22 protein-coding genes and 2 tRNA genes are annotated in these 24,324 nt (G+C 70.2%); 10 read left to right on the top strand and 14 right to left on the bottom strand.

All coding sequences use genetic code 11. The features are described 5' to 3' along the window. The first annotated feature begins 32 nt into the window (after positions 1-32). The 5 genes from ABZV38_RS13920 (at position 33) to ABZV38_RS13900 (ending at position 4,100) form a co-directional block, all read left to right on the top strand. The gene (locus tag ABZV38_RS13920; protein WP_356327026.1) at positions 33-887 is read left to right on the top strand and encodes an ABC transporter permease; all 855 of its coding nucleotides are present in this window, start codon (positions 33-35) and stop codon (positions 885-887) included. After that, positions 887-1,882, top strand: coding sequence for a glycine betaine ABC transporter substrate-binding protein (locus ABZV38_RS13915; RefSeq protein ID WP_356327025.1), 996 nt, complete (start codon positions 887-889; stop codon positions 1,880-1,882). The genes ABZV38_RS13920 and ABZV38_RS13915 overlap by 1 nt, the downstream gene beginning before the upstream one ends. 88 nt (positions 1,883-1,970) lie before the next feature. Beyond that, a complete protein-coding gene (locus ABZV38_RS13910) occupies positions 1,971-2,579 on the top strand; it encodes a helix-turn-helix domain-containing protein (protein ID WP_356327023.1) in 609 nt (202 codons plus the stop codon). Between the two features lie 13 nt (positions 2,580-2,592). Next, entirely contained in the window at positions 2,593-2,805 is a 213-nt protein-coding gene (locus ABZV38_RS13905) for a hypothetical protein (protein WP_356327022.1), read from the top strand. A 2-nt stretch (positions 2,806-2,807) separates the two neighbouring features. After that, on the top strand, positions 2,808-4,100 hold the full coding sequence (locus ABZV38_RS13900; protein WP_356327021.1) for an MFS transporter: 1,293 nt from the start codon (positions 2,808-2,810) through the stop codon (positions 4,098-4,100). A gap of 96 nt (positions 4,101-4,196) precedes the next feature. Here the strand turns inward: ABZV38_RS13900 and ABZV38_RS13895 are convergent, their stop codons facing one another. The 6 genes from ABZV38_RS13895 to ABZV38_RS13870 all read right to left on the bottom strand — a co-directional run bounded on the left by ABZV38_RS13895 (position 4,197) and on the right by ABZV38_RS13870 (position 10,267). Further along, on the bottom strand, positions 4,197-4,985 hold the full coding sequence (locus ABZV38_RS13895) for a S16 family serine protease (RefSeq protein ID WP_356327020.1): 789 nt from the start codon (positions 4,983-4,985) through the stop codon (positions 4,197-4,199). Between the two features lie 136 nt (positions 4,986-5,121). Next, the gene (locus ABZV38_RS13890; protein WP_356327019.1) at positions 5,122-5,763 is read right to left on the bottom strand and encodes a helix-turn-helix domain-containing protein; all 642 of its coding nucleotides are present in this window, start codon (positions 5,761-5,763) and stop codon (positions 5,122-5,124) included. A gap of 496 nt (positions 5,764-6,259) precedes the next feature. Further along, on the bottom strand, positions 6,260-8,041 hold the full coding sequence (locus ABZV38_RS13885) for a DEAD/DEAH box helicase (protein WP_356327018.1): 1,782 nt from the start codon (positions 8,039-8,041) through the stop codon (positions 6,260-6,262). A gap of 164 nt (positions 8,042-8,205) precedes the next feature. After that, the gene (locus tag ABZV38_RS13880; protein WP_356327017.1) at positions 8,206-8,574 is read right to left on the bottom strand and encodes a Fic family protein; all 369 of its coding nucleotides are present in this window, start codon (positions 8,572-8,574) and stop codon (positions 8,206-8,208) included. After that, a complete protein-coding gene (locus ABZV38_RS13875; RefSeq protein ID WP_114249050.1) occupies positions 8,574-8,771 on the bottom strand; it encodes an Arc family DNA-binding protein in 198 nt (65 codons plus the stop codon). Before ABZV38_RS13875 ends, ABZV38_RS13880 begins: the two co-directional genes overlap by 1 nt. A gap of 32 nt (positions 8,772-8,803) precedes the next feature. Beyond that, positions 8,804-10,267, bottom strand: coding sequence for an MFS transporter (locus ABZV38_RS13870; RefSeq protein ID WP_356327016.1), 1,464 nt, complete (start codon positions 10,265-10,267; stop codon positions 8,804-8,806). 204 nt (positions 10,268-10,471) lie between these two features. Between ABZV38_RS13870 and ABZV38_RS13865 the strand changes: the two genes are divergently transcribed. Further along, positions 10,472-10,543, top strand: a tRNA-Cys gene (locus ABZV38_RS13865). 125 nt (positions 10,544-10,668) lie between these two features. Here the strand turns inward: ABZV38_RS13865 and ABZV38_RS13860 are convergent. After that, positions 10,669-11,103, bottom strand: a complete 435-nt coding sequence (locus tag ABZV38_RS13860; RefSeq protein ID WP_356327015.1) for a winged helix-turn-helix domain-containing protein — start codon at positions 11,101-11,103, stop codon at positions 10,669-10,671. Between the two features lie 174 nt (positions 11,104-11,277). Here ABZV38_RS13860 and ABZV38_RS13855 point away from each other — a divergent pair, with 174 nt between their 5' ends. The 4 genes from ABZV38_RS13855 to ABZV38_RS13840 all read left to right on the top strand — a co-directional run bounded on the left by ABZV38_RS13855 (position 11,278) and on the right by ABZV38_RS13840 (position 14,659). Beyond that, entirely contained in the window at positions 11,278-12,462 is a 1,185-nt protein-coding gene (locus ABZV38_RS13855; protein WP_356327014.1) for an acyltransferase family protein, read from the top strand. Between the two features lie 19 nt (positions 12,463-12,481). Then, positions 12,482-12,552 (top strand) — tRNA-Cys (locus ABZV38_RS13850). 188 nt (positions 12,553-12,740) lie between these two features. Next, positions 12,741-13,655, top strand: coding sequence for a serine/threonine protein kinase (locus ABZV38_RS13845; RefSeq protein ID WP_356327013.1), 915 nt, complete (start codon positions 12,741-12,743; stop codon positions 13,653-13,655). Continuing rightward, on the top strand, positions 13,652-14,659 hold the full coding sequence (locus ABZV38_RS13840; protein ID WP_356327012.1) for a serine/threonine-protein kinase: 1,008 nt from the start codon (positions 13,652-13,654) through the stop codon (positions 14,657-14,659). The genes ABZV38_RS13845 and ABZV38_RS13840 overlap by 4 nt, the downstream gene beginning before the upstream one ends. On the opposite strand, the gene ABZV38_RS13835 is transcribed toward ABZV38_RS13840, so the two are convergent. The 7 genes from ABZV38_RS13835 to ABZV38_RS13805 form a co-directional block, all read right to left on the bottom strand. Beyond that, complete coding sequence (locus tag ABZV38_RS13835; protein WP_356327011.1) at positions 14,646-15,845, bottom strand: S8 family serine peptidase; 1,200 nt, start codon at positions 15,843-15,845, stop codon at positions 14,646-14,648. The genes ABZV38_RS13840 and ABZV38_RS13835 overlap by 14 nt on opposite strands. Before the next feature lie 93 nt (positions 15,846-15,938). Beyond that, a complete protein-coding gene (mycP, locus tag ABZV38_RS13830) occupies positions 15,939-17,243 on the bottom strand; it encodes a type VII secretion-associated serine protease mycosin (protein ID WP_356327009.1) in 1,305 nt (434 codons plus the stop codon). Between the two features lie 69 nt (positions 17,244-17,312). Then, positions 17,313-18,785, bottom strand: a complete 1,473-nt coding sequence (locus ABZV38_RS13825) for a translation initiation factor IF-2 (RefSeq protein ID WP_356327008.1) — start codon at positions 18,783-18,785, stop codon at positions 17,313-17,315. Between the two features lie 52 nt (positions 18,786-18,837). Then, the gene (locus ABZV38_RS13820; RefSeq protein WP_356327007.1) at positions 18,838-19,368 is read right to left on the bottom strand and encodes a hypothetical protein; all 531 of its coding nucleotides are present in this window, start codon (positions 19,366-19,368) and stop codon (positions 18,838-18,840) included. A gap of 133 nt (positions 19,369-19,501) precedes the next feature. After that, positions 19,502-21,838 carry a molybdopterin cofactor-binding domain-containing protein gene (locus ABZV38_RS13815; protein WP_356327006.1) on the bottom strand — a complete coding sequence of 779 codons (2,337 nt, stop codon included), beginning with the start codon at positions 21,836-21,838 and terminating at the stop codon, positions 19,502-19,504. Next, positions 21,835-23,358, bottom strand: a complete 1,524-nt coding sequence (locus ABZV38_RS13810; protein WP_356327005.1) for a 2Fe-2S iron-sulfur cluster-binding protein — start codon at positions 23,356-23,358, stop codon at positions 21,835-21,837. Before ABZV38_RS13810 ends, ABZV38_RS13815 begins: the two co-directional genes overlap by 4 nt. Next, positions 23,355-24,251, bottom strand: coding sequence for an FAD binding domain-containing protein (locus ABZV38_RS13805; RefSeq protein WP_356327004.1), 897 nt, complete (start codon positions 24,249-24,251; stop codon positions 23,355-23,357). Before ABZV38_RS13805 ends, ABZV38_RS13810 begins: the two co-directional genes overlap by 4 nt. Positions 24,252-24,324 lie beyond the last annotated feature (73 nt).

Genomic DNA, 24,324 nt, shown 5'->3' with positions numbered 1-24,324 from the left:
CCCCCAACGGGACGATTCCCCCCATCGGTCCGTTGCCTTCCAGGGCCGGTGAGCAGCCGACGCGCGCCCGGCTGCCCGGCGAGCTCGAGGTCAGGGGCCACGCCTTCCGCGACGAGGCGGCGGAGCCCGCACCGCCGCCCGCAGGACCGCCGCGCCGGATCACCTGGCGCAAGCTGGTGCTGGTGCCGGCCGCCCTGGCGATCGTCCTCCTTGTCACGTATCTGTGGATCACCAACGTCCCCCTGGACTCGATCGCAAGGAACTCGCTCTCCGGCGGCAATGTGCAGCTGCGTTGGTGGCAGCACGTCAAACTGACCGCGATCTCCACCTTCTGGGTGCTGATCATCGCCATCCCGCTCGGGATCGCGCTCACCCGGCGCAGGCTCCGCAAGGGCGCCCCGCTGGTCACGGCGGTCGCCAACATCGGGCAGGCCACCCCGGCGATCGGGCTGCTGGCGCTGCTGGTGGTCTGGCTGGGCATCGGCCCGCGGACGGCGATCATCGGCATGGTGATCTACGCGGTGCTGCCGGTGCTCTCCAACACGGTGGCCGGCCTGAAATCGATCGAACCGAACCTGGTCGAGGCCTCGCGCGGCATCGGCATGTCGGCGGTGGGAACGCTCACGAAGGTCGAACTGCCGCTCGCCGTCCCGCTGATCCTGGCGGGCGTACGGACGGCGCTGGTGCTCAACGTCGGCACGGCGACGCTGGCGACGTTCGGCGGCGGCGGCGGGCTCGGGGACCTGATCACCTCAGGCATCCAGACGCAGCGGATGCCGGTGCTGGTGCTCGGCTCCGTACTGACAGTGGTGCTGGCGCTGCTGGTGGACTGGATGGCCTCCCTGGTCGAGGTGGCGCTGACGCCACGCGGACTGGAGGTGGGGTGATGCGTGCGGGGGCGGGGGCATCGCGGAGAGTCCGGACCGGTCTCGTCGGGGTGCTGGTGCTCACCGCCGCGCTCGCCGGCTGCGGCCTCAAGAGCGGTTCGCCGCTGGTCGACGAGGTTGTGCCGGGATCCGTCGGCCAGGGCCGGCCGCTGGCCGGCGCCTCGCTGACCGTCACATCGAAGAACTTCAGCGAGAACATCATCCTCGGCCAGATGATCGGCCTGGTCTTCAAGGCCGCCGGTGCCGAGGTCCTGGACCGGACGAACCTGCCCGGGTCGATCAGCGCGCGTGAGGCCATCATCAACGGCGACGCCGATGCGATGTACGAGTACACGGGCACGGCCTGGATCACGTACCTCGGCCATGCGAAGCCGATCACCGACCCGCTGAAGCAGTGGGCGGCGGTCCGGGACGAGGACCGGAAGAACGGCGTGACCTGGCTGCCGCAGTCCACCCTCAACAACACCTACGCCCTGGCCATCAGCAGGAAGAACAACGCGAAATACCACCTGCGGACGCTCTCCGACGTCGCCGCGCTGGCGAAGAGGAACCCGTCGGCGGTGACGCTCTGCGTGGAGAACGAGTTCGCCTCCCGCGACGACGGGCTGCCGGGCATGGAGAAGGCGTACGGGATGTCGATCCCGCCCGGCAACATCAAGAAGATGGACGCCGGGATCATCTACACACAGGTGTCCAAGTCCAACTCCTGTCTGCTGGGCGAGGTGTTCACCACGGACGGCCGGATCAAGGCGATGGACCTCGTCGTCCTCGCGGACGACAAGCACTTCTTCCCCAACTACAACGCGGCGCCGGTCATCCACACCGCGACCTTCGACAAGTACCCGGAGATCGCGGGGCTGCTGGATCCGGTCAGCAGACGACTGACGACGGAGGTCGCCCAGGAGCTGAACTCGAAGGTGGATGTGGAGGGGCAGGACCCGCACGACGTGGCGAAGGAGTGGCTGATCCAGGAGGGCTTCATCAAGAACGGGTAGCGCGGCTGCCGTTCGGAGCCGAGAAGTTACAAAGAAATTGTTGCAAAGAGGCGTTGCAAAGGAACCTTTGTAAGTCTACGCTCAAGGCATGGCAACGAACGAAGCCGGCGACGAGAAGCCGCTCGACCCGAACATCCACCTCGTCGACGCCCGGACTCTGCGCGGGCTCGCCCACCCCCTGCGTATCCGCCTGCTCAACACCCTCCGGGAGTTCGGCCCCGCCACCGCGTCGGGGCTCGCGGATCGGCTCGGCGAGTCCAGCGGCGCCACCAGTTACCACCTGCGGCAGCTGGCCGCGTACGGCTTCGTCGAGGACGACCCGACGCTCGGCAAGGGACGCGAACGGTGGTGGCGGGCCGCGTACATGGGCGTGGCCTTCGACAGCAGCGCGAGCTTCCTCCGCGACCCCGACCCGGAGGTGCGCGGCGCCATGGGAGTCGTCCTGCACGAGATCGCCACCACGCACGCCCAGGAGCTCAACACCTGGCTCGGCACCATGCACGAATGGCCCGACGAGTGGTTGCGCAGCTCGGATACCAGCAACTTCACGATGCGGCTCACCCCGGAGCTCTCACTGGAGCTGGCCGAGAAGATCCACGACCTGATCGACAGCTACCGGGGCCTGGTCCCCGAAGGCACCGAGGGCTCGGCCGTCGTCCGCACCCATCTGCACATGTTCCCGCGCCCCACCGACTGAGAGGAATCCCGTCATGCACCCGGACACGCACCTGACGCTGCCGCACCTCCGCTCCGCCGAACTGCGGCAGCAGGCCGCCGAGTTCCGCGCGCCCCGCAAGCCGCGCGCCCCGCGGGCGCCGCGCGCAGGTCTGCGTACGCAACTGGGCTGGACCCTGGTCGAGTTGGGTCTGCGCGTCCTGCCGAACGGACGTCCCCGACACGCCCACGCCCTGCGCACGGCGTAGTCATGGCCGGGGGGAACCGCAAGCCGCTCGCCGCCCTTCTCGCGGCCAACTCCATCTCCACCGCGGGCACGTCGCTCACCCTGATCGGGGTCCCGTGGTTCGTCCTGCAGACCACCGGCAGCCCCGGCCGGGCCGGTGTCGTCGCCTTCTGCGCCACGCTGCCGATCGTCGTCTCCGCCGTGATCGGCGGGCCCGTCATCGACCGAGCGGGACGGCGAAGGGTCTCCGTCGCCTCCGACACGATGTGCGGTCTCGCCATCGCCACCATCCCGCTGCTGCACTACGCGGGGGCGCTCGAGTTCTGGATGCTCTGCGCACTGATGGCGCTGAACGGACTCGTCCACACACCCGGCAACACCGCGCGCTACGTCCTCCTGCCGGATCTCGCCGAACACGCCGGAACCACGATCACCCGCGCCGCCAGCCTCTTCGACGCCACCTCTCGCGGCGCCAGGATGACCGGGGCGGCGCTGGCCGGGGTACTGATCGCGCTCGTCGGCGCGGAGACCGTCCTGCTGCTGGACGCTGCGACGTTCGTCGCGTCCGCGCTGTTGATCGCGGCAGGCGTACGCGGGGTACGGTCGGCCGAGCCGCGCAAGGCGGCCGAGCCGGTCTCGCTGCGCACGTACCGCGCCGAACTGCGCGAGGGCTACGCCCACTTGTTCGGCAACCGGCTGCTGCTGGCCGTCGTGGTGATGGTGCTCTTCATGAACGGCACCGACCAGGGCTGGAACGCCGTGCTGCTGCCCGTACACGCCGAACGCGAGCTGGGCGGCGCGACCCAACTCGGGCTGCTCACCGCACTGTTCGGGGCGGGCGGCCTGACGGGCGCGCTGGTGTACGGGGCGGTGGGGCACCGGTTCTCGCGGCGGGCGGTGTTCACGGTGTGCGTGGTGCTCTGCGGCGGACCGAGGTTCGTCGTCGCCGCACTGACGGACACGACGCTGCCGCTCGCCGTGACGATGCTGCTCGGCGGTCTCGCGGGCGGGGTGCTGAACCCGATCCTGACAACGGTGATCTACGAGCGCGTACCGCAACGGCTCCGCAGCCGGGTCTCCGGGGCCATCACCGCCGGCTGCGAGCTGGCACTGCCGGTGGGCGGGCTGGTGGCGGGGCTGCTGGTCGAGAGCGTCGGTGTGGACGGGGCGCTGCTGGCACTGGGCGGGGTGTACCTGCTGGCGACGGTGAGCCCGATGGTCTTCCCCGTGTGGCGCACGATGGCCGGCGGGCCGTCCGAGGGGGTGCGGGGCGATGACCCTGCCGCCGAGGTGAACGCGGAGGTCTCACCCGGGTAGGGCGGGAGGCTCGCTCGCAGCGACCGGGTCGGGCCGGGTCGGGGGCGGGGCGGCTCCGTCCGGTCACGCCGGGCCGGGCCGGACGGCGGCCCGGCGTCAGCAGCTCGGAACCTTGTGGCCCTGTTCCAGCGCCTGCAGCGAGGACACCGCGCTCTTCAGCGTCGTGACGGGGATCAGCTTGAGCCCCTTCGGGAGCTCGGCGCCTGCCTCTCTGCACTCGGCCTTCGGGACGAGGAAGACGGTCGCCCCGTCGCGCTTGGCCGCCTGGGTCTTCAGCGAGACCCCGCCGACCGCGCCGACATTGCCGTTCGCCTCGATCGTGCCTGTGCCGGCGATGGTGCGGCCTCCGGTGAGATCGCCACCGGAGCCGTTGCCGTCGAGCTTGTCGACAATGCCGAGCGCGAAGAACAGGCCGGCGCTGGGCCCGCCCACATTGGCGAGGCGCAGGGTGACGTCCACCGAGCCCGGGGGTTTGCCGAGGTAGGTCAGGGCCGCGTCGACAGCGGAGTTCTGCGACTTCTTCATGTCCTCGAGGTTGTGCTTCTCGATCTCCTTCTCGGAGCCGCCGGTCGGGTAGACCGAGTCGCGGGGCAGGACCGCACGGTCCGTCCCGAACCAGCTGTCGATCACATCGCCCACGCCGACCTCCGCAGTCGGCCCGGTCGCAATGATCGTCGTCATCCGCAGCTGACCGCTGGTGGCCCGGGTCGGCGCGCCCTCGATGCTGATCACCGGCGTGCCGCGCACGTTACCGAGCACGTTCGCGGTCGTACCGGGCTGCGCCAGCGTGAACGGCAGCGGCGCGAAGGCGGCCACGCCGAACAGCGCGAGGACGGGCAGAGCGCAGAGGGCGAGGGTGCGGGGGCGCGAGAGACGAGTGACCACCCGCCCAATCTAACCGCCGGGGGTGGAGGGCGGGTACGACCACCCCCGGCCCCCTCCCGCGGCCGAGGACACCCGACCGGCCCGGCCGGCCCGGCCTGCGCCTGGGGGCAGCACGGCCACCGGACGGCCCCGGTCACTACCGCAGCGCGTCCGCCACCTCACGGGCCGCGTCGACGACCCGCGGGCCGACCCGTTCCGGTACCGCGTCCGCGAGCATCACCACGCCCACGCTGCCCTCGACCCCCGTCACGCCCATCAGTGCCGCCGCAGCGCCACTCGCACCCGCTTCGAGTTCGCCGTGGGTGAGGGTGAAGGCGGGTTCGGCCACCGGCTTCGCGCGGGCGGCGAGGATCGCCCGGCCCGCTGCCCCGCGTTCGAGCGGATGGCGGAAGCCGGCCCGGTACGCCACGTGGTAGTCGGTCCAGGTCGGTTCGACGACCGCGACCGCCAGCGCGTCGGAGCCGTCGACCAGGGTCAGGTGGGCGGTGGCTCCGATGTCCTCGGCGAGGGACCGCAGCGCGGGCAGCGCTGCCTCCCGTACGAGCGGATGCACCTGGCGGCCCAGGCGCAGCACGCCCAGGCCGACTCTGGCCCGGCCACCCAAGTCACGGCGGACCAGGGCATGTTGTTCCAGCGTGGCGAGCAGACGGTAGACCACGGTGCGGTTCACACCGAGTTTGATGGACAACTCGGTGACGGTCAGCCCGTGGTCGGTGTCGGCAAGCAGTTTGAGGACGCGTAGTCCCCGGTCGAGCGTCTGGGAGGTCTCCGCGGTCACGACGCCCTCTCCCTCTTTGGTGAGTGGCGGCACTCTCACGGAGGTTGCGTCGCCGGTCCCAGCGGCGACGCACGGAGAGGCCGCCGGCGGCCAAGGCACCGGCTGCGCTCCGCGGCGGCTCTGCCACGGTGCGTTCACTTTTTGGGGACAGTAGCGAGCCAGTCCGCTCAGCGGAAGACCTCGTCCAGAATCCGGGCGCCCATGGAAAAGCGGTTGTGCCTCGGGAGCATAAGCGCCGGTCAGCGCGGCGCGGACCGGATCCTGACCATCTACGCGCGTCCAGGTCGACCGACGTCTTCGCGACGCTCCGTGCGCGGAAGTGAACCGTCGTTAACTCACCGTGAATGAATGGTGCACAAATTTCTGTCCACCGGGACATCGCAGGCCCGGATCACCGCCGTGGCCGGGACCCGGACGGCGGTGTCGGTCCGGTCCGGGGCCCACGTCCCCGGACCGGACCGACACCCGACCCCCGTCACCGCGCGGCCTCACGGCCTCACGTCATGCGTGTGGCCCACTCCTGCACTTTCTTGATCCGCTGCTGGATCTGTCCGGCCGTCGCCTCCGCGCTCGGCGGACCGCCGCAGACCCGCCGCAGCTCGGTGTGGATCACACCGTGCGGCTTGCCGCTCTGGTGCGTGTACGCCGACACCATCGTGTTGAGCTGCTTGCGCAGCCCCAGCAGCTGCTTGTGCGTGACCACCGGGCGGGCCTCGGCCGGCTTCTCCAGGAGGTCGGCCTCCCCGGCCGGCTTCTGCCTGCTGTGCGCGATCTGCCGGGTCTGCCGCTTCTGGAGCAGCAGCTGCACCTGGTCGGGTTCGAGCAGCCCGGGGATGCCCAGGTAGTCCTGCTCCTCCTCGCTGCCCGGGTGTGCCTGCATGCCGAACTCGGCACCGTCGTACAGCACCCGGTCGAAGACCGCGTCGGACTCCAGCGCCTCGAACGGCAGCTGCTCCTCGGTCTCCTCGTCCTCCAGGCGTTCCGCGTCGGCGAGGAGCTTGTCCTCCTCCGCGAACGGGTTCTCCTCGTCGCTGCCCTTCTTGGGCTTGTCGAGGACGTGGTCCCGCTCGACCTCCATCTCGTTGGCGAAGTCGAGGAGCATCGGGATGGTCGGCACGAAGACGGAAGCGGTCTCGCCGCGCCGACGCGACCGTACGAAACGACCGACGGCCTGGGCGAAGAAGAGCGGGGTCGAGATGGTGGTGGCGTACACACCGACCGCGAGACGCGGCACATCGACGCCCTCCGACACCATCCGGACCGCGACCATCCAGCGCGAGTCGTCCTCACTGAACTTGTCGATCTTCTTCGACGCGGCCTTCTCGTCGGAGAGGACCACGGTCACCTTCTCGCCGGTGACCCTCTTCAGGATCTTGGCGTATTCGCGCGCCGATTCCTGGTCGGTCGCGATGACGAGGCCGCCCGCGTCCGGAATGCCCTTGCGTACTTCGGTCAGCCGCTTGTCGGCGGCCGCGAGGACGTTCGGGATCCAGTCACCGGTGGGCGACAGTGCGGTCCGCCAGGCCTGCCCGATGGCGTCCTTGGTCATCGGCTCGCCGAGGCGGGCGGCGATCTCGTCGCCGGCCTTGGTGCGCCAGCGCATGTTGCCGCTGTAGCTGAGGAAGATCACGGGCCGGACGACGCCGTCGGCGAGGGCGTTCCCGTACCCGTACGTGTAGTCGGCCGAGGACCGCCGGATCCCGTCGTTCCCCTCCTCGTACACGACGAACGGGATCGGGTTCGTGTCGGACCGGAACGGCGTACCGGTGAGCGCGAGCCGCCGGGTCGCCGGGTCGAACGCCTCCTGGCAGGCCTCGCCCCACGACTTCGAGTCACCGGCGTGGTGGATCTCGTCGAGGATCACGAGGGTCTTGCGCTGCTCGCACCGGTTGCGGTGCAGCATCGGACGGACGCCGACACCCGCGTACGTGACGGCGACCCCGTGGTACTCCTTGCTCACGGGTCCCGCGCTGTACTCGGGGTCGAGCTTGATCCCTATCCGGGCGGCCGCCTCCGCCCACTGCTTCTTCAGATGCTCGGTCGGCGCGACGACGGTGATCTGCTGCACGACATGGTGATGCAGCAGCCATGACGCGAGGGTCAGCGCGAAGGTGGTCTTCCCTGCGCCGGGCGTGGCAACCGCGAGAAAGTCACGCGGCTGCTCCTGGATGTACTTCTCCATGGCGCCCTGCTGCCAGGCTCGCAGCTTCCCGGCCGTGCCCCAGGGGGCGCGGCCGGGATAGGCGGGTGAGAGGTGGTGGGAGGCGGTAGTAGTCACGGTCTCCGGTTCGGGGCTCTCGGGTACGTGGGGCGCTGTCCGCACGGGCCGGGACGGGCTCGCACGCGATACGACAACCGGGCCACCCTACCGGGGGCCCGGCCGGAACCCCGTACGAACCAGCCGTGGTTCGGGAACGCTGAGACTCTCTTCACAGGGAATGCCTACCTGGCGAACCCGGGCAACTGCTCCGCGATCTTGGGCATCTCCAGCGCCCCCTGACACACGTCCAGCACGAACCGCTCGGCTTCATCCATGTCGAAACCAGCGTCCAGCGGATGGCCGTTCATGTGCAGGAAAACCCAGGTCGCGTACCAGGCGATGCGCTTGTTGCCATCCACGAGCCCATGGTTGCGGGCCAGGGACTCCATCAGTGCCGCGGCCTTCTGCCACACATCCGGATATGCGTCCTGGCCGAACACGCTCGCCCGAGGACGAGCCAGGGCAGATTCGAGCAGCCCGTAGTCGCGCACCTCGGCGGCACCGAGCCGCTCCGCGAGGTTCAGCAGCTCGGGCAGCGTCAGGTACTGCATCAGGCCAGCCTCCGGTTGAGCTCCTCACTGACCTTCAGCACGTGATCCGCTGCCTCGTTGAAGAGGCGCGAGTGTTCGTTTATCGCGGTGATCACCGCGTCGTGGGCGAACGACTGCATGCTTCGCCCCTCCGACTCGGCACGCGCACGCAATGCGTCCAGCTCTTCCTCGGTGAACCGCAGATTCAGACCAGCCATGAATGAATGGTACCGCGTGGTACCAGACGGTACTAAGGCTTCACCCGCACCCGCCCTGCCACCCACGCCCCCACCAGCGCCACCCCCGCCATCGGCAGGAACACCACCGCGAACGCCCCCGAATGCGCCCCGGACGCCCCCGCCTCCACGGCCTCGTGCGCCGCCCCCACCGCACCGCCGCCGAGCGCGGCGAACGCCGCGCCCCCCGCGGCCAGCAACAGCACGTTCGACAGCCCGTCGGAGATCTGCAGCGCGGCGGAGTTGGCCCCCGCTTCCTCCGGCGCCGACAGCTTCAGCAGCAGCACGCTCGTCGAAGCGATCACCATGCCCATGCCGAAGCACCCGACGGCCCAGGCGACAGCCACCGTCCACACCGGCACCGAAGCGATCAGCACCGACGGTGCGCCTGCGATCGCCGCCACGACCAGCACCATGCCGCCCACCATCAACCGCTCCCGGTACTGCTCCAGGCGCGGCCGGGCCTGTATGTACGAGCCGAGCGCCCAGGTCCCGCCCCCGGCGGCGAGCGACAGCCCGGCCATCGTCGGGGACAGCCCGCGCTGCGTCACCAGCATCAGCGGTACGAAGGACTCTGCGGCGATGAACGACCCGGCGGCGATCCCGCGCAGCAGCACCACCGACGGCAGCCCGCGCGCCGCCCGCCCGGTGCCCGCGGGCAGCAGCCCCCGTACGGCGGGAACGAGCAGAGCAACACCCGCGGCGGCCGGGATCAGCGCAAACCAGTTCCGCTCCTGCCCCGCGTACTGCAGCAGACCGGCCCCCACCGAAATGGCGAGCGCCAGACCGATGCGCCGGCGGTCGTACGGTTCGACAGGCGCCGACGGATCGGCAGGTCCGGACGCCATGCGCCGGATCGCGGGCAGCGCGAGGGCCAGCGGGAAGACCACCAGAACCGGAATCCCGACGAAGACCCAGCGCCAGCCCAGATGCTCGGTCACGCTGCCGGAGGCGAGCGGCCCGACGACGGACGGGACGACCCAGCTCGCCGCGAAGGCGGCCATGATCGCCGGCCGGATCCGCTCCGGATAGGCCCGGCTGACCACCACGTACAACGCCACGATCACCAGCCCGCCACCGAGCCCCTGCACGGCCCGCCCGGCGATGAACATCCACATGCTGCCCGCCGTCCCCGACAGCAGCAGACCGACCCCGAAGGCACCGATCCCGGCGGCGAGCGGCGCCAGCGGTCCGCGTCGGTCCGCCCACTGCCCGGAGAGCACCATGGCGAAGAGGCTGGTCGTGAAGTACGCGGAGAAAGCGAACGCGTACATCGGAATGCCATGCAGCTCACGGGCGGCGACCGGCATCGCGGTCCCGACGGCGGTCGCCTCGAAGGCGATCAGGAACACGACGGAGACGATGCCGATGCTGAGCGCCCGATAGGTCCGCCCCAGCAGCCCTTCGGACTCGGCGACGACGGGAGCGTCCACAACATGGGGCGAGACATCGGCGTCACGCGGTTCGAGGGCGGTCATGAGCCCAAGAGTAAGGGGCAAGATCCGCTTTGGGCCCTGTCGCAAGGTGGTCGCGCACTCGTCCCTTGGTCGTAGGACCGAGGCGCCGAGCATGAACGCGGTATGGCAGTCACATTGCACCCCGCCCGGCACTCTTGAGCCCCGCCCCCACCGCCCCTACGGTCGACACATCAGCAGGACACGCAGGACACGCAAGAAGCGCACGACCGTGTGCCCGAGTGGTTCAGGGGCTCGACTGCAACTCGAGTTACACCGGTTCGAATCCGGTCACGGTCTCCGATCCGGGAGTCACGCGGATCTGCTGAAGGTGGGGAAGCGGCCCCGAACGGGCCGCTTCCCCACCTTCATTTCCCGCCCACGGTTCGCCCCACAGCCAGGTCGGCTCGGAGCCACGACCGGAGCTACGACGGCCCACCGGCAACGAACGAACCGAGCCCGACCTCGGTACGGATGAGCCCTTCAGCCTTCAGGTGGGTCAACGCCTTCTGAGCCGTCGAGGCCGCAATCCCGAACTCCGTCGACAGCTCCACCACGCTGGGGACCTTTCCGCCCACCGGGTAAACGCCCTCCGCGATGCGAGCAGTGATCACTGCCGCCACCTGGCGCCACACAGGGCGCGTTCGGTCAAGATCCTCACTCATGCAGTTGACGCCAGATATCCGCGGTACATCGCGCGACCGAATGACCGTGATAGCGACAGCTGCGCCGATCAGTGCCGCTGCGGCGATGTCCAGGCCGATCCAGACGCCCAGGTCCCGGGCCCGCGTCCCGCCCCGGCCCGCCGCCGCTTCCGCCCCCAGGGCCGACACGACCCCCTGATACTCCGGCGCAAGCATCGTCACGCTCTCGGCATCCCTTGCCCCTGATGTACATGCGGGGTTCACCGTACGAACCTGAAGCGGCAACCGGCTCCTTCGCGACGGTCGGGCAAAGTGTGCCCACCCACCCGATTCGATCACCAGTGCGGCAAGCCATGTCACGGCCGGCCCGCTACCAGGAGCCTCACCGCGATGGACAAGCCACACCCGAGATCCGCCACCGCCGCCGACAATCCCGAAAGGGCTGCGCGGGCCGAACGGGCCAGGAATCCATGGTGGGACAACACTCGGTTCGTCTCCGCCACACTGATCGTGGTTCTGCACACCGTGGGCAGCATCATGGAACGGGAGGACGTGCTGCACTCCTTCCACATCGTAAGCTGGGCCTTCCGAGTGCCGGCCTTCGTCATGCTGGCCGGTGTGTTCAGCAGCGCGGGTCCGCTCGGCCCCCGCCCCCTGCGCACCCTGCTGCAGAGCATCGTGCTGCCCGCGCTGGTGTTCAGTCTGCTCTTCTCGCTGGAGAGCCGATGGCTGGGCGCCGAGTTCACCGTGCATGTCGTCCAACTGCCGTGGACCCTGTGGTTCCTGATGTCCCTCTTCTTCTGGCGGTTGCTGCTGCCGCTGGTGGCGCAGCTGCGTCACCCGCTGGTGGTCACCACGGGCGTCGCCCTCGCGGTGGGGTACGTCGACGAGTTCGGGATGGCCTTCTCCGCCAGCCGGACCCTTGTCTATATGCCGTTGTTCTACCTCGGCTGGCGGATCGGCCAGGGCTATCTGCACACCTGGTTCACCAGCCGCTGGAGCCTGCCCGTGGCGGTCGCCGGCATTCTGGCCTCCTGTGTCGCCGGGTGGCTGTGGCACCGGGACATCAAGGGCAACTGGCTGTCGATGCGCCACCCCTACTCCGTCGCCGATCCGATGAGCCTGGAATGGGCCTGGGTCATCCGGCTGCTGGTGCTGGCCTCGGCCGCGGCCCTGGTGCTCTGTCTGCTGAGGCTGATGCCCCGACGGCGGCTGCCGCTGATCTCCACGTTGGGTGCGGGCGGCTTCACCATCTATCTGCTGCATCCGTTGGTCATCATGCCGTTCCGGGAACAGGGCTGGATCTCCCGGGTGAATACCCCCGTCGAGATCGTCGGTCTGGTGCTTTGCGCGGTCCTGCTGACGATGACGCTCGGCTCTCCGCCGGTCCGCCGACTGGTTCAGCCACTCACCCGGCCGTCCATCAGCTGGCTGTTCGCCCCTGCCGAGCCACGTCAGCAGCCGGTGTTCACTGAGGCGTCCATGGCGGCGGCCCCGTCCACAGCGACTTGGCAAGGGCGGGCCCCGGTTCCGGCGCCCCGCAGTGCCGCCGAGCAGCCGACCACGGCGACTTGATCGCGCGACGCGCACACACGGCCGTGTGCCCGAGTGGTTGGGGATTCGCCTGCAAAGTGAGTTACGCCGGTTCGATGCCGGTCACGGCCTCCGGTCCGGGAGTCACGCGGACCAGCCAGAACGGAGTCATCCCCACCGACGAATCGTTCGGCGGAAACATCATGAAGAACGACTCGGACGGACACAGCGGTGGCCGCAGTCGCAGCCCTTGGGGTCAGCCCTTGGGCGACTGAGTAGGCTTCCATTGTTCTGATGACGTCCGGGGGGATTTCCGCTACATGCAACAGCCGCGCCGCACCTCCGCCCGGCAGATCGGCCCCTACACCGTCATCACCAGGCTGGACCCGACCGGCCCCGGCACCATGCCCGTTCCCGAGCAGCGTTTCGTCGCACGCAGCACAGACGGTGACCTGACTTCCCTGGTGAGCGTCCCGCTCGACGGCGCCGACCCCGGTCGTTTTCTCGTCGAGGCGCAGGCAGCCCGCTGCCATTTCGGCCCCTGGTTCGCCCCCGTCACCGAGCATGCGGAACCCGGCCTGCCCGTGTGGTGCGCGCGCCCGTACGTGCCTGCTGTGCCACTCCCGACGGCCCTGGCCGTCCACGGGGGTCCGTTCCCCGACGACACGCTGCGGGCCCTGGGCTTCTGCCTGGCGGAGACCTTGGCCACCGCCCATGCAGCCGGGTTGACCTACGCCGGGGTGTCCCCTGCCGCTGTGCTGCTGGCCGGGGACGGCCCGCGGCTCACCTGCTTCGGCGCGGTACGGACCGCGGCCGAGGACGGACAGCCGCGCTCGGGAATCCCCGGCCTCGAGCCCGGCAGCCTCCCGCCCGAACAGGCCGCGGGCGGGCGCCCTCGGCCACCGGGCGATGTCTACGCGCTGGGCGCGGTGCTCGCGTACGCGGCCACCGGCCACACCGTTCCCGACCGGGACGAACTGCCCGTCATGCTGCGTTCACTTGTGTCAGCCTGCCTGGCCCGCGACCCTGCGGCCCGCCCTCGGGCGATGGACGTACTGCAGGCCCTCTCGCCCGCCTCGCCCACGTCACCAACCTCGCCCGTCGCCACCGTCCTGGACTCGGGGCCGGAAGCGAACCGGATGCAGCTGCCCGGCCGGGTGATCGCGGCGATCGCGCGCCAGTCCGCGGCAATCCTCGCAGCCGACGTTCTCCCCCACTCGGAAGCTGACCGATGATCAAGCCCCTGCTCCACGAAGACCCACAGCACATCGGCGTGCACCGGCTGGTCGCCCGGCTCGGCAGCGGCGGTATGGGCACGGTCGACCTGGCCCGTTCGCCTGGCGGCCGCACGGTCGCCCTCAAGACGGTGCACGCACACATCGCCGCCGACGCCACCTTCCGCACCCGCTTCCGCCTCGAAACCGACGCCGCCCGAGTCATCGGGGGCCTGCACGGCGCTCAGGTCGTCGATGCCGATCCGCTGGCCGAGGTGCCCTGGCTGGCGACGGAGTACGTCCTCGGCCCACCCCTGGACGACGCGGTCTCTCTGTCCGGGGCACTTCCCGAGCCCACCGTGCGGGCCGTGGGAGCGGCGCTGTGCGGAGCCCTCGGGCAGCTGCACCGGTCGGATGTAGTGCACCGCGACCTGAAGCCCGCGAACATCGTGCTGACTTCGGAGGGCCCCCGCATCATCGACTTCGGCATCGCCCGTCCGGAACACGGTCTCACTCTGACGACCACGGGACAGATTCCCGTCACACCCGGGTACGGTGCGCCTGAGCAGGCGCTCGGGCACCGGGTGGGCCCGGCCGCCGATGTCTTCTCCCTGAGCGCTGTGCTGGTGTACGCCGCGAGCGGACAACGCGCCTTCGCCGGCAGCCAGGTCGCCGCCGTGCAATACGAAGTCGTGCATGGGCAGCCGCAGTTGTCGTACATCCCCGAGCCATTGCGTGCCCTCATCGCTCCCTGTCTGGCCAAGGAGCCCGGACTGCGCCCCGGACCGACCCAGATCGCCCACGCGTTCACGCCCCCACGGCGAGCAAACAGAGTCTGGCGGCACGGCGACCTGGCATCCCTGATCGACCGGTACGAGACCGAGGCAAGGCGCCTGCTCCCCGCAGGCAGCCCGCCCGCGCCGATGGGGCAGGCCCGGCGCAGGTTCCTGACAGCGCTCGCCACCGGAGGGGCTGTTCTCGCCGTGGGCGGCGGCACGGCCGCGTGGCGGCTCAAGGACGACTGACTCGCATACGCCGACGGTCGGCCAGCAGCAGCGGGCCCGCGACGCCGACGCAGAGCACCCCGACGGCGCACACCCCGAGAGCGGCCCAGAAGAGTCCGCTGTGCCCCCCGTCCGACGCTGACGCCACAGGGCTGCCCGGCGCCGGCCCGGCGCTCGCCTTGTCAGGATGCTTCTTCGACGGCGACGGCTCGGGTGGAGTGGGCGACGCGGTGCGGAAGTCGGGGATCGGATCCCGGTCGGCCGATCCTGGGTCACCCGGCGTCCTCAGCGCGATACGGGGACGGACGATGCCGTAACCGAGGTAGTCACTCCGCACGGCCCCACTGGTGGGACCACCGGCCGTGTTCACCATGACGCGCAGAACCTGGTTGGCCGTCCACGTGGGGTGCTTTGACCAGATCAGGGCGGCGGAGGCGGAGACGAGGGCGGTGGCCACCCCGGTGCCTCGGCTCTTGCACAGCCCGGTCCCGCCGGCACACGCGCTGATCACGTCCTCACCGGGGGCGCTGAGATCCACGGTGAGCCCCACGCCGGCCTTCTTGATCGCCTTCAGGTTTTTGCCGATGCCGGTGACGCCGACGACGCCGGGCGTCGCAGCCGGGTACTCCACCAGCGGATCGTCGATGATGGAATCACCGACAGCCGCGAAGATCAGCTTCCCTTTGCTCCGTGCGTACTTCACGGCATCCCGCACCGACTGGTCGTCCTCGGAGGTACCGAACGACACACTGATGATCTTCGCTTCGGAATCCGCCGCGTAACGGATGGCTGGAGCCAGCCCCGTGTTGATCGCCTTGTTCTGGTCGGCGGCGTTGTGGGCGTCCTGGCCGTCGAGGATCACCAGAGGAAGAACCTTGGCCCCGGGAGCGAGCCCGTATGCACTCTCCTGGCCGCCGGGTCCTTTCCCGATACCGGCGATCACGGAAGCCGCCGTCGTGCCGTGCTCGTCCTGCTCCGTGGGAGCCGCCCGGGCGAAATTCTTGCCGGGAAGAAGCCGGCCCGCCAGCTCGGGAACCTCACGCACCCGGGTGTCGATGAGAGCGATCGTGACCCCCTTCCCGGTGCTGGTCCGCCACATCTCCCGGGCCTTCATCTTGTCGAGGTGCCACTGCTGGGAGAAGACGGTGTCCGCCTGCGCGGGCGCAGCCACGCCACCAGCCATCAGCAGTGCCAACACAGCTGGCACACAAGCTCGATGACGACCTGTTCGCCTGCCCATCTTGCGCATGCGTCTCTTTCCCGATTCCGTTCCCGACCTCTTCACGACGCCCGCACGCACTTACGCGGCAGGCCCCTGCTCCGGAGGCCTGTTGTGTGTGGGAGGGGGCCCGTACGCGTGGTACGGGTTGTGAGGCTGCGGATAGGGATACGAACTCGGCGTTGCCACAACGGTCTTGCGGCGGCGGGAGCGGATGGCCAGGGCGGTGACCGCTGCGCCGATGACAGCGGCTGCGCCGATACCGAGGCCGATCCAGGGGCCGGTGTCGCTGCTGCCGTCGTCGGATGCCGGGGCTGCGGCGGGCTTGTCGGTGCCCTCCGGGCTTCCGGTCGCCTCGGACGGCTCGGCGGAGGGGCTGGGGCTCTCGGCCGCCGCGAGGTCGGGGAGCGGGTACACGTCGGCCGGGCCGGGGTCGCCCGGGTTCTTCAGGGCGATACGGGGGCGGACGATGCCGTAGCCGACGTAATCGTTGCGCTTGGCACCGCTGGTCGGGGCGCCGACCGTGTTCAGCATGACGCGGAGAACCTGGTTGTTGGTCCAGTCCGGGTGCTTGGACCAGATCAGGGCGGCGGAGGCGGAGGCGGAGGCGATGGCGGTGGCGTCGCTGGTTCCGCTCGTCTTGCACAACTGAGTTCCGCCTGTGCATGGGTGGACCATGTCGATTCCGGGGGCCGTGAAATCGATCTGCGGCCCATACTGGGACTCATCGGTCTTCTTCGCGTCGTGACCGATTGCGCCAACGCCGATAACGCCTGGTGTTCCCGATGGGTACTCGACCAGGTTGGCCGCGTCGCCGCTGTTTCCTGCGGCAGCAAAGATCAACGATCCCTTATCGAGTGCGTACTTCACGGCATCCGTGAGCTCCTGCGACCCTGCCTGTGCACCCAGGGAGATACTGATGACCCTTGCACCGCGCTCGACCGCGTACCGAATCGCCACGGGGGCAACCTTGTTGAATTCCTCGTCCCCCTCTGTCTGGGTTGCCCCAACTCCGGACTCAGGCATACGAACCGGGAGAATCTTGGCTCCCGGCGCGAGTCCGAACGCGCCGTTCCCTCCGTTACTCCGGCCTGTCCCCGCGATCAGTCCGGCCATGCTCGTGCCATGGCCGTCGTAGTCGGTGTGCTCGTCGCCCGCGACGTCCGGCTCCAAGTCCTTTCCCTTGAGCACCTGTCCGCCAAGGTCGGGATTCGATGGATCCACACCGCTGTCGATCACGGCAACGGTGACCCCCTTGCCCGTACTCGTCTTCCACATTTCGTCGGCCTTCATGGCATCGAGATGCCACTGCATCGAACGCGTGGAGTCGGCAGACGCGGGCACGGCAACGACACCCACCAGCAGTAGGCCCGAGGCGGCCGACATCACGGTTCGCCGTCGTATGAGTCCCCTGCTCCTGATGCGCATCCGAATCCTTCGTGAGTTTTCCGTTGATCAGTCGATGACCGGCGGGACAACCCGCCGGCCACCCTGCTGCCAGGTCTCATCGTCTTCGACCAGATAGTCCGGCCGTTCGCCACCCTCATAACGCCCTGTCGCATGCGTCCGAGAACCTTGAGGGGCGATCCCGCCACCCCGCCCTGCCAGCCCTGTGCCGCGCTCCGAGTCCCCCGAGGCGCCGCCCCTCACCGAACCCGACCCTCCAGGCGTGAACGGGCTCGTACCCGCGCGGCCCTGCTGCTGTCGTCCCCCGACCACACCACCCGTCTCTCCGGTCAGACGCCGACCGCCGCCGGCTGCATTCGGTGAGACGCCGGGACCGATGCCACCACCCATGCCTGGGGCACGTCCCATGGGCGCCTGTCCGTGGGCGTTCTCCCTGCCGATGACCGTCCCCCGCGGAATACCGACCGCAGGACGCCCTGAGTTCGAGGGCACAACACGGCCGCCGGTGATCCCGTTGGGCCCGGCGGGACGGCCCATGGGCCCAGGGCCAAGCGGACTCAAACCTGGGGTGGACACCGGCGGACGTGGCATCCCTACCGTTCTGCCCCCTCCACCGGTGCTGCGCGGTGCAGAGGGACTGGTATGGGGGACAGGCGGAATGATGCCCACTGTCGGCGGGAGAACGGTGTCGGACCTGGGCCCGGTCGGCGGCACCACTGGATTCGCGACCGGGGAGGACGGAGCATCCGGCAGCACGGCCATGCCATCAATCCCCATGTCCACCGGTCTCGAGACTGAGGGCAACACGGTGTGTGGGGAGCCGCCCATGCCGCCGCCGAGCGCGCTCACACCAGGTGCTGCTTCGGTGCTGTGTCCCGGTGCAGTGGCGTACCCTGTACTGCTGGCGGCAGATCCGTATCCGGTCCCGGGCCCAATGTGTCCGTCTTGCCCCCCGCCGAGTTTCTGAGCAACCTGCGGCGCAATCACCTGCGGCATGGCCGGGAACACCGGCTTCTCCAGAGCCGTCATCTGCGATGACGAGAAGGTGTACGTCTGCGTCAGCTTCCGCATCTGCGCAGCCGCCTCTTCGCGGTTCTTCTCCCTCGACGCGATCAACGTCTCCGCGGACTTCTTCGCCACCGCCGACGCATCCGGATCGTTTCGTGCGGCAAGAGCCGCCTCCAGATTCGCCTGTGCGCCCGCCTCCGTCCGAGGAATTGATACCTGTGCCGACGCAATCGCGTTCGAGGCCTCGCCGAGCCACTTCGAGGCGCCCTCGCTGTAATCCCCCAGGCGCAGCGTCGCATTGGCCAGGTCCGCACTCCACGTACGGAATGCGTCGGCCCCCTCGCCCTTCCACTCCACCCACTGCGGACGGACCTTCAGATCCTCGGCGATCTTACGGACCTCCGACGCCGCGCTCATCAAACGATCGGCCGCGCCCTGGATCTCGCCGCTGTTGGCTGCGTCCAGCCACTCCAGCATCCTCTCGTGACTCATGTCATCGAAAATCGAGCCCATGCCGGTGTCCTTCCCATCCCCGTAGCCCCCGTGCAGCGCAAGTCGTCGCACATCAGATGCCTTCACCGCCGGACGTATCCGCCGGCTTCTCCGACTTGGCGTCCTGCTCCTGGTGCTTCTTCGCCGCGGCTTGTTCGGCCTTGTGGTGGGACTCCGTGCTGCTCCTGATCGCAAGCATGCGGTTGCGGACGTCCAGGTCCACGTGCTCGTATCCCTTGTGGGACGCGAGGACAGCGATGCTCATGCCCTCAATGGAGTCCGACAGCAGCCTGGACAGCTGCTCCAGCTCCTTGATGACCGTGGAGTATGAGCCGTGCAGGGCATCCGCCTCCGACCACTCACCCTTGCCACCGCCGAACCGTTCGCGCCCCATGGTGTCTTCGCCGACCTTCCCGGGGCCGGCCGGAGACGCCTTGAGGCCGTGCAGGAGATCGTCGATACGGTCGCGGAACTTCGTGAACGACGACAGCTCGGTGACCAGCTCGCCCACGGCCTGCGGGACCACCCCGCCGATGGCCCCGATGCCGCCGATGACACCCAATGGAACCGCCGGGGATCCCGCCCCCGGATCGCTCGGTCGCACAGCACTCTCCCCCGTTTAGCAACAGCCGATTACCGCTTCGGCTTGAGCTTCGGGGTTCACCTTAGTCAGCGCCCATGACAGTCTGCATCTCCGGGTTGCATCTGCAACCCGGATCACACCGTCGGTGCAGCGCTCAGGAGTTGGCCGCCGCCACTGCCGCCTGCGGTCGGATCGGGAGGCGGTTTATCGGGCGGCCGGTTGCCGCGCGGACTGCGGCGGCCACCGCTGCCGGGGACGTCACCACTGGGACCGCCGAGACGGGCTTGGCGCCGAAGGGGGCCACCACGTCGCGTTCCTCGACGAGTTTGACGATGTGAATGTCCGGGGCGTCAAGGGATGTCGGCAGTGCGTAACCCGTCAGGTCGGGGTGGCGGATCAGGCCGCGGGCCGTGCGGAGGTTTTCGGTCAGTGCCGCGCCGATGCCCTGGGTGATGCCTGCTTCGATACGGGTCGCCAGCTGGGACGGGTTGAGGACCCGCCCGACGTCCTGGGCGACGGCCATCTCCACCACTCGGATCGAGCCGAGTTCGATGTCGACGTCCACGACTGCGCGGACCGCGCAGAAGGAGAGGCCGACGAACGCGTCGCCCTGGCCGGACTCGTCGAGCGGCTCGGTGGGGTGGGGGCGGCACTGGGCGGTCGCCCAGAGTTCTTTGCCGTCCATCGCTTCTGTGACCGTCGTGGACAGCACTCCGTCGTACGAGGTGATCTTGCCGTTGGCGATCTGGAGCAGCTCTGTGGACATGCCGAACTTGTGGGCCAGTGGCTGGAGGAGCTGCGTACGGACCATCTTGGCGGCCCGTTCGACGGCTCCGGCGGAGACCCAGGTGTGGCGGCCGTGCGTGGCGGGGCCGGCCGGGGGCTGGTCGGTGTCGACCGAGGCCACGTGGACCTCCTCGATGCCCAGGGTCTCCTGAACCACCTGGCGGGCCAGCGTCGAGAAACCCTGGCCGGTTTCGACCGCCGCGCAGATGACGGTGGCGACGCCGTCGTGAACCTTGACCGTGGCCGTGGAGACCTCGTCCGCGCCCTCGGCGCCGAGCATGTGGACCATGCCCAGCGCATAGCCGACGCCGCGGCGCACCGCGCCCGGCTCGCCCGCGCCCTCCGGGCCGCCGGGCAGCAGCCAGTCGTCCTCGGGAGAGTCCTTCGGGAGTGCGGGGAGCGGGAAGTCCCGCACCGCGCGCAGGAGTTCGGCGACCGGGGCCGGGCAGGTCACCGTCTGGCCGGTGGGCAGGATGTCGCCGGTCGAGAGGGAGTTGCGCAGCCGGAGTTCGGCCGGTTCGATGCCCAGCTTCGCCGCCAGTTTGTCCATCTGGCCCTCGTACGCGGCGCAGACCTGCATCGCGCCCTCGCCGCGCACATGGCCGGACGGAGGGTTGTTCGTACGGACCGCCCAGCCCTCGATGAAGGCGTGCGGGACGACGTACGGACCGCAGGCGAAGGCCACCGCTGCGGCGAGGGACTCCGACGAGGCGTCGGCGTACGCGCCCGCGTCGAGGAGGATCTGCGCCTCCACCTTCACCAGCCGGCCCTCCGCGTCCGCGTGGTGGCGGTAGCGGAGCAGCGTCGGGTGGCGGTGGGCGTGACCGAGGAAGGACTCCTCACGGGTGGCGGCCAGTTTGACCGGGCAGCCGGTGCGCAGGGCGAGCAGGCCGAGCGGGAGCTGGAAGCCGGGGTCCTCGCGGTCGCCGGTCGCGCCGGGGACACCGGTGACGACGATCTTCACCCGCTCCGGTTCCAGACCGAAGCAGGCGGCGGCGAGGTCGCGGTCGGTGTGCGGGTCGGTGGAGGCGGTGTAGATCTCCACGCCGCCGTCCGGTCGGGGCACGGCGAGTCCGGCCTCGGCACCGATCGGAGCCGGGTCCTGGCGGCCGATGCGGTACAGGCCCTCGACGATGACCTCGCCCGCGATGTCCGGGTCGCCGTAGCGCAGCGGGATGTGACGGATCAGGTTGCCGTCGGGGTGCAGGGGCTCGGCCTCGAAGGCCTTCTCCGGGTCGGTGACCGGTTCGAGGATCTCGTACTCGACGACGACCGCCGCCGCGGCGAGGCGGGCCGTGTCGGGGTGGTCGGCGGCGACCGCGGCGATCGGCTCCCCGTGGTGGCGGACCAGGTCGGACGCGAAGACCGGGCGGTCGACCACACGGCGGCCGTACGCGCCGTCCCCGGGGACGTCCTCGTGCGTGACGACTGCGCGTACGCCCGGCATCTCGGCCGCGGCGGTGGTGTCGATGGACAGGATGCGGGCGTGCGGGTGCGGCGAACGCAGCACCGCCGCCCACAGCAGTCCCTCGGCCCAGAGGTCGGCCGCGTACGGGAAGGTGCCCTCGGTCTTGGCACGGGCGTCGGCGGGTGGCAGCGAGGCGCCGAGGCCGAACAGGGGCGGCTCGGTGTCGGGGCTGTCGACCGGCGGGGTGCTGAGCGCGGTGCGGGTTGCGTTGGCCGCGGTGGCTGCGTCGTTGCTCACGCCATGCCTCCGTCCTGCAGATGTGGCTGGACACTACCGGCACCCGGAGCTGCCTGGTGCGGGATGCGCGCCTCGTCGGCGTGCGCCTCCGCGGACGAGGACGCGGGGCCGGCGACTGCGGCGGCTTCGGCGCTGGCCTCGCGGCCCGCGATGACCTCGTTCACGGCGTCGAGCACGCCGCGGTAGCCGGAGCAGCGGCAGAGGTTGCCGCAGAGCGCCTGGCGCGTCTCCAGCTCGCTGGGGGCGTGGTTGCCCTCCAGCAGGTCATGGACGGTCATGGCCATGCCGGGAATGCAGAAGCCGCACTGGACGGCACCGCAGTTGGCCAGGGCCCGCTGGACGTCGGACGGCTCGCCGTCGACGGCCAGGCCCTCGACCGTACGGACCTCGCTGCCCGCAGCCGTGGCCGCGGGGACCAGGCAGGAGGCGACGAGCCTGCCGTCGACCTGGACGTTGCAGGCACCGCACTCGCCCTGCGAGCAGCCGTCCTTGGCGCCGGCGAGGCCGAGCCGTTCACGCAGCACGTAGAGCAGCGACTCGCCGATCCAGGCATCGGTGACGGGGCGGTCGGCGCCGTTCACATGCAGGACGTACGAGGCGGCGGGGTGCTCGCTCGGTGTGTCGAGGGGAGGCAGGTCGAGAGGCGGCGTGTCGGCCGGTGCCTCGTCGGCTGCGAGTGCGGCGGCGGGGCTGTCGGTGTCGGTCCCGACGCCGGGGATCAGGTCCGGTGAGACGTCGGGGGCCGGGCCCGGCGTGAGGTCCGCCGTCGGGCCCGGGACCGGCTCCGTCGGCAGCTCGGCGTCCGCATCGCGCTGCACGTGGACGCGCGTGGACTCGGGGGCGGGCGCCTGCGTGACGTCCACGCCGAGCGCCGGTGTCCCCGCAGCCGTCCCGGGGGCCTCGGGGGCCGGCTCCGGCTGCGTCGCCCACGGCGCGGCCGCGCCGCCCGGCAGCGTGGCCGGCGGCGTCCGGTCCCCGTACCACTCGGAGGCCAGCGCCGAGGTCGTGAACTCGCCGGACTCGTCCGGGAGGTCGCCCTCGGCGACCGGGATCGTCCACTGGCCGGTGTGGCCGGGGGTCTCCGCGGCCGTCGCCTCGGCGAAGTTCCACTGGCCCGTCACGGCCGACGGCTCACCGTGCTGGGACTGCTGCTCGTGCTGGGGGTACTGCTCGCCCGGGGAGTGCTGCTCGTGCTGCGTGTAGCCGTGCTGCTGGTTCGGGTCCGGCCAGTGCACCGCGCCCGACGCCTGCTGCTCCGCGCCTCCCTCGGGCACGCTCTGCGTCTGGACCACCCAGCTGCCCGTCGCCGCCGGGTCGAGCCCGGCCGCGGGGGTCAGCGGCAGGATCATCGGCGGCACGTAGCCATGGCCGGGGGCAGCCAGCGGGGCGTTCGCCAGATCCTCCGGCGGCAGGTGGACGAAGGCGGTCGCCTCGGAGTCGTACTCGCCGCCCTGCGGGGTCGGCTGCCAGCCATCGTGCTGCTCGGTGTGATCCTCGTGGTTGGCGTTGTTGTTGCTCACGACAGTGCCCTCCCCAGCGCGCGTCGGGCGAGCGCGGCGACCGTGCGCCGCAGATGCAGTACGGCGGGGGGCAGCGGTGGTGCCTCGCTCCCGTCGGCGGGTGGTACCTGGTCCGGGATGCACGCCGCGGCGACGTACTCGCCGAACGCGGCCAGCGCGTCGGGCGCCAGTCCCCGTTCACCGTCCCAGTCGATCAGCGAGGCGATCCACCGCTCGGCCTCAAGCGGGCGCAGCGGCATCGGCGCTATGGCGCCGACCGCGCAGCGCACCCCGCGCCGGGCAGGGTCGAGGACGATCGCGACGGATGCCATGGCGCGGCCGGGGCCGGTGCGGCCGGTCGCCTTCAGGAAGACCTGCGGGGCATGCAGCAGCGGTACGCGGACGAAGCCGATCAGCTCCGCGGGTTCGAGCATCTCGCGGCCGGCCAGCAGGTGCGAGACGGGGATCTCGCGGCGTGCGCCGCCGGGGCCCGCGATGACGAGCTCGGCCTCCAGCGCGGCGAGCACCGGCAGGGCGTCGCCGGTCGGGGCCGCGGTGGCGATGTTGCCGCCGAGCGTTCCGGCGTTACGGATCTGGGGTGGGCCCGCGGCGCGCGCGGACGCGGCCAGGGCGGGGATCAGGGCGGCGAAGTCGGGCCGCCCCATGCGGGCGTGGGTGAGCCCGGTGCCGAGCAGGGCGTGACCGTCCTGGTAGTGCCAGCCGCGGAGCTCGCTGATCCGGCCGAGGCCGACCAGCCCGGAGGGACGCAGGAGCCCCTTGTTGACGGCCGACATCAGGTCGGTGCCGCCGGCCACAGGAACGGCGGCGGGCATGGCGCCGAGTGCCGCCACGGCCTCGTCGAGCGAGGCGGGCAGCGTCACGGACTGCGTCGCCTGCGGTGCGTGCGTGGTCAACCCAGCTGCCCCTTCCCGGTGTCCCGGCGTCCCGCTTGTTTCGCCGTACGGTACGTGCTCAAAGCCCGGACGT

Source organism: Streptomyces sp. NPDC005181 (genome assembly GCF_040608395.1).
In the GTDB taxonomy this organism is placed as follows: Bacteria; Actinomycetota; Actinomycetes; order Streptomycetales; family Streptomycetaceae; genus Streptomyces.
Note: the sequence above shows the minus strand (reverse complement) of the source record. Positions and strands in the feature narration are given on the sequence as shown.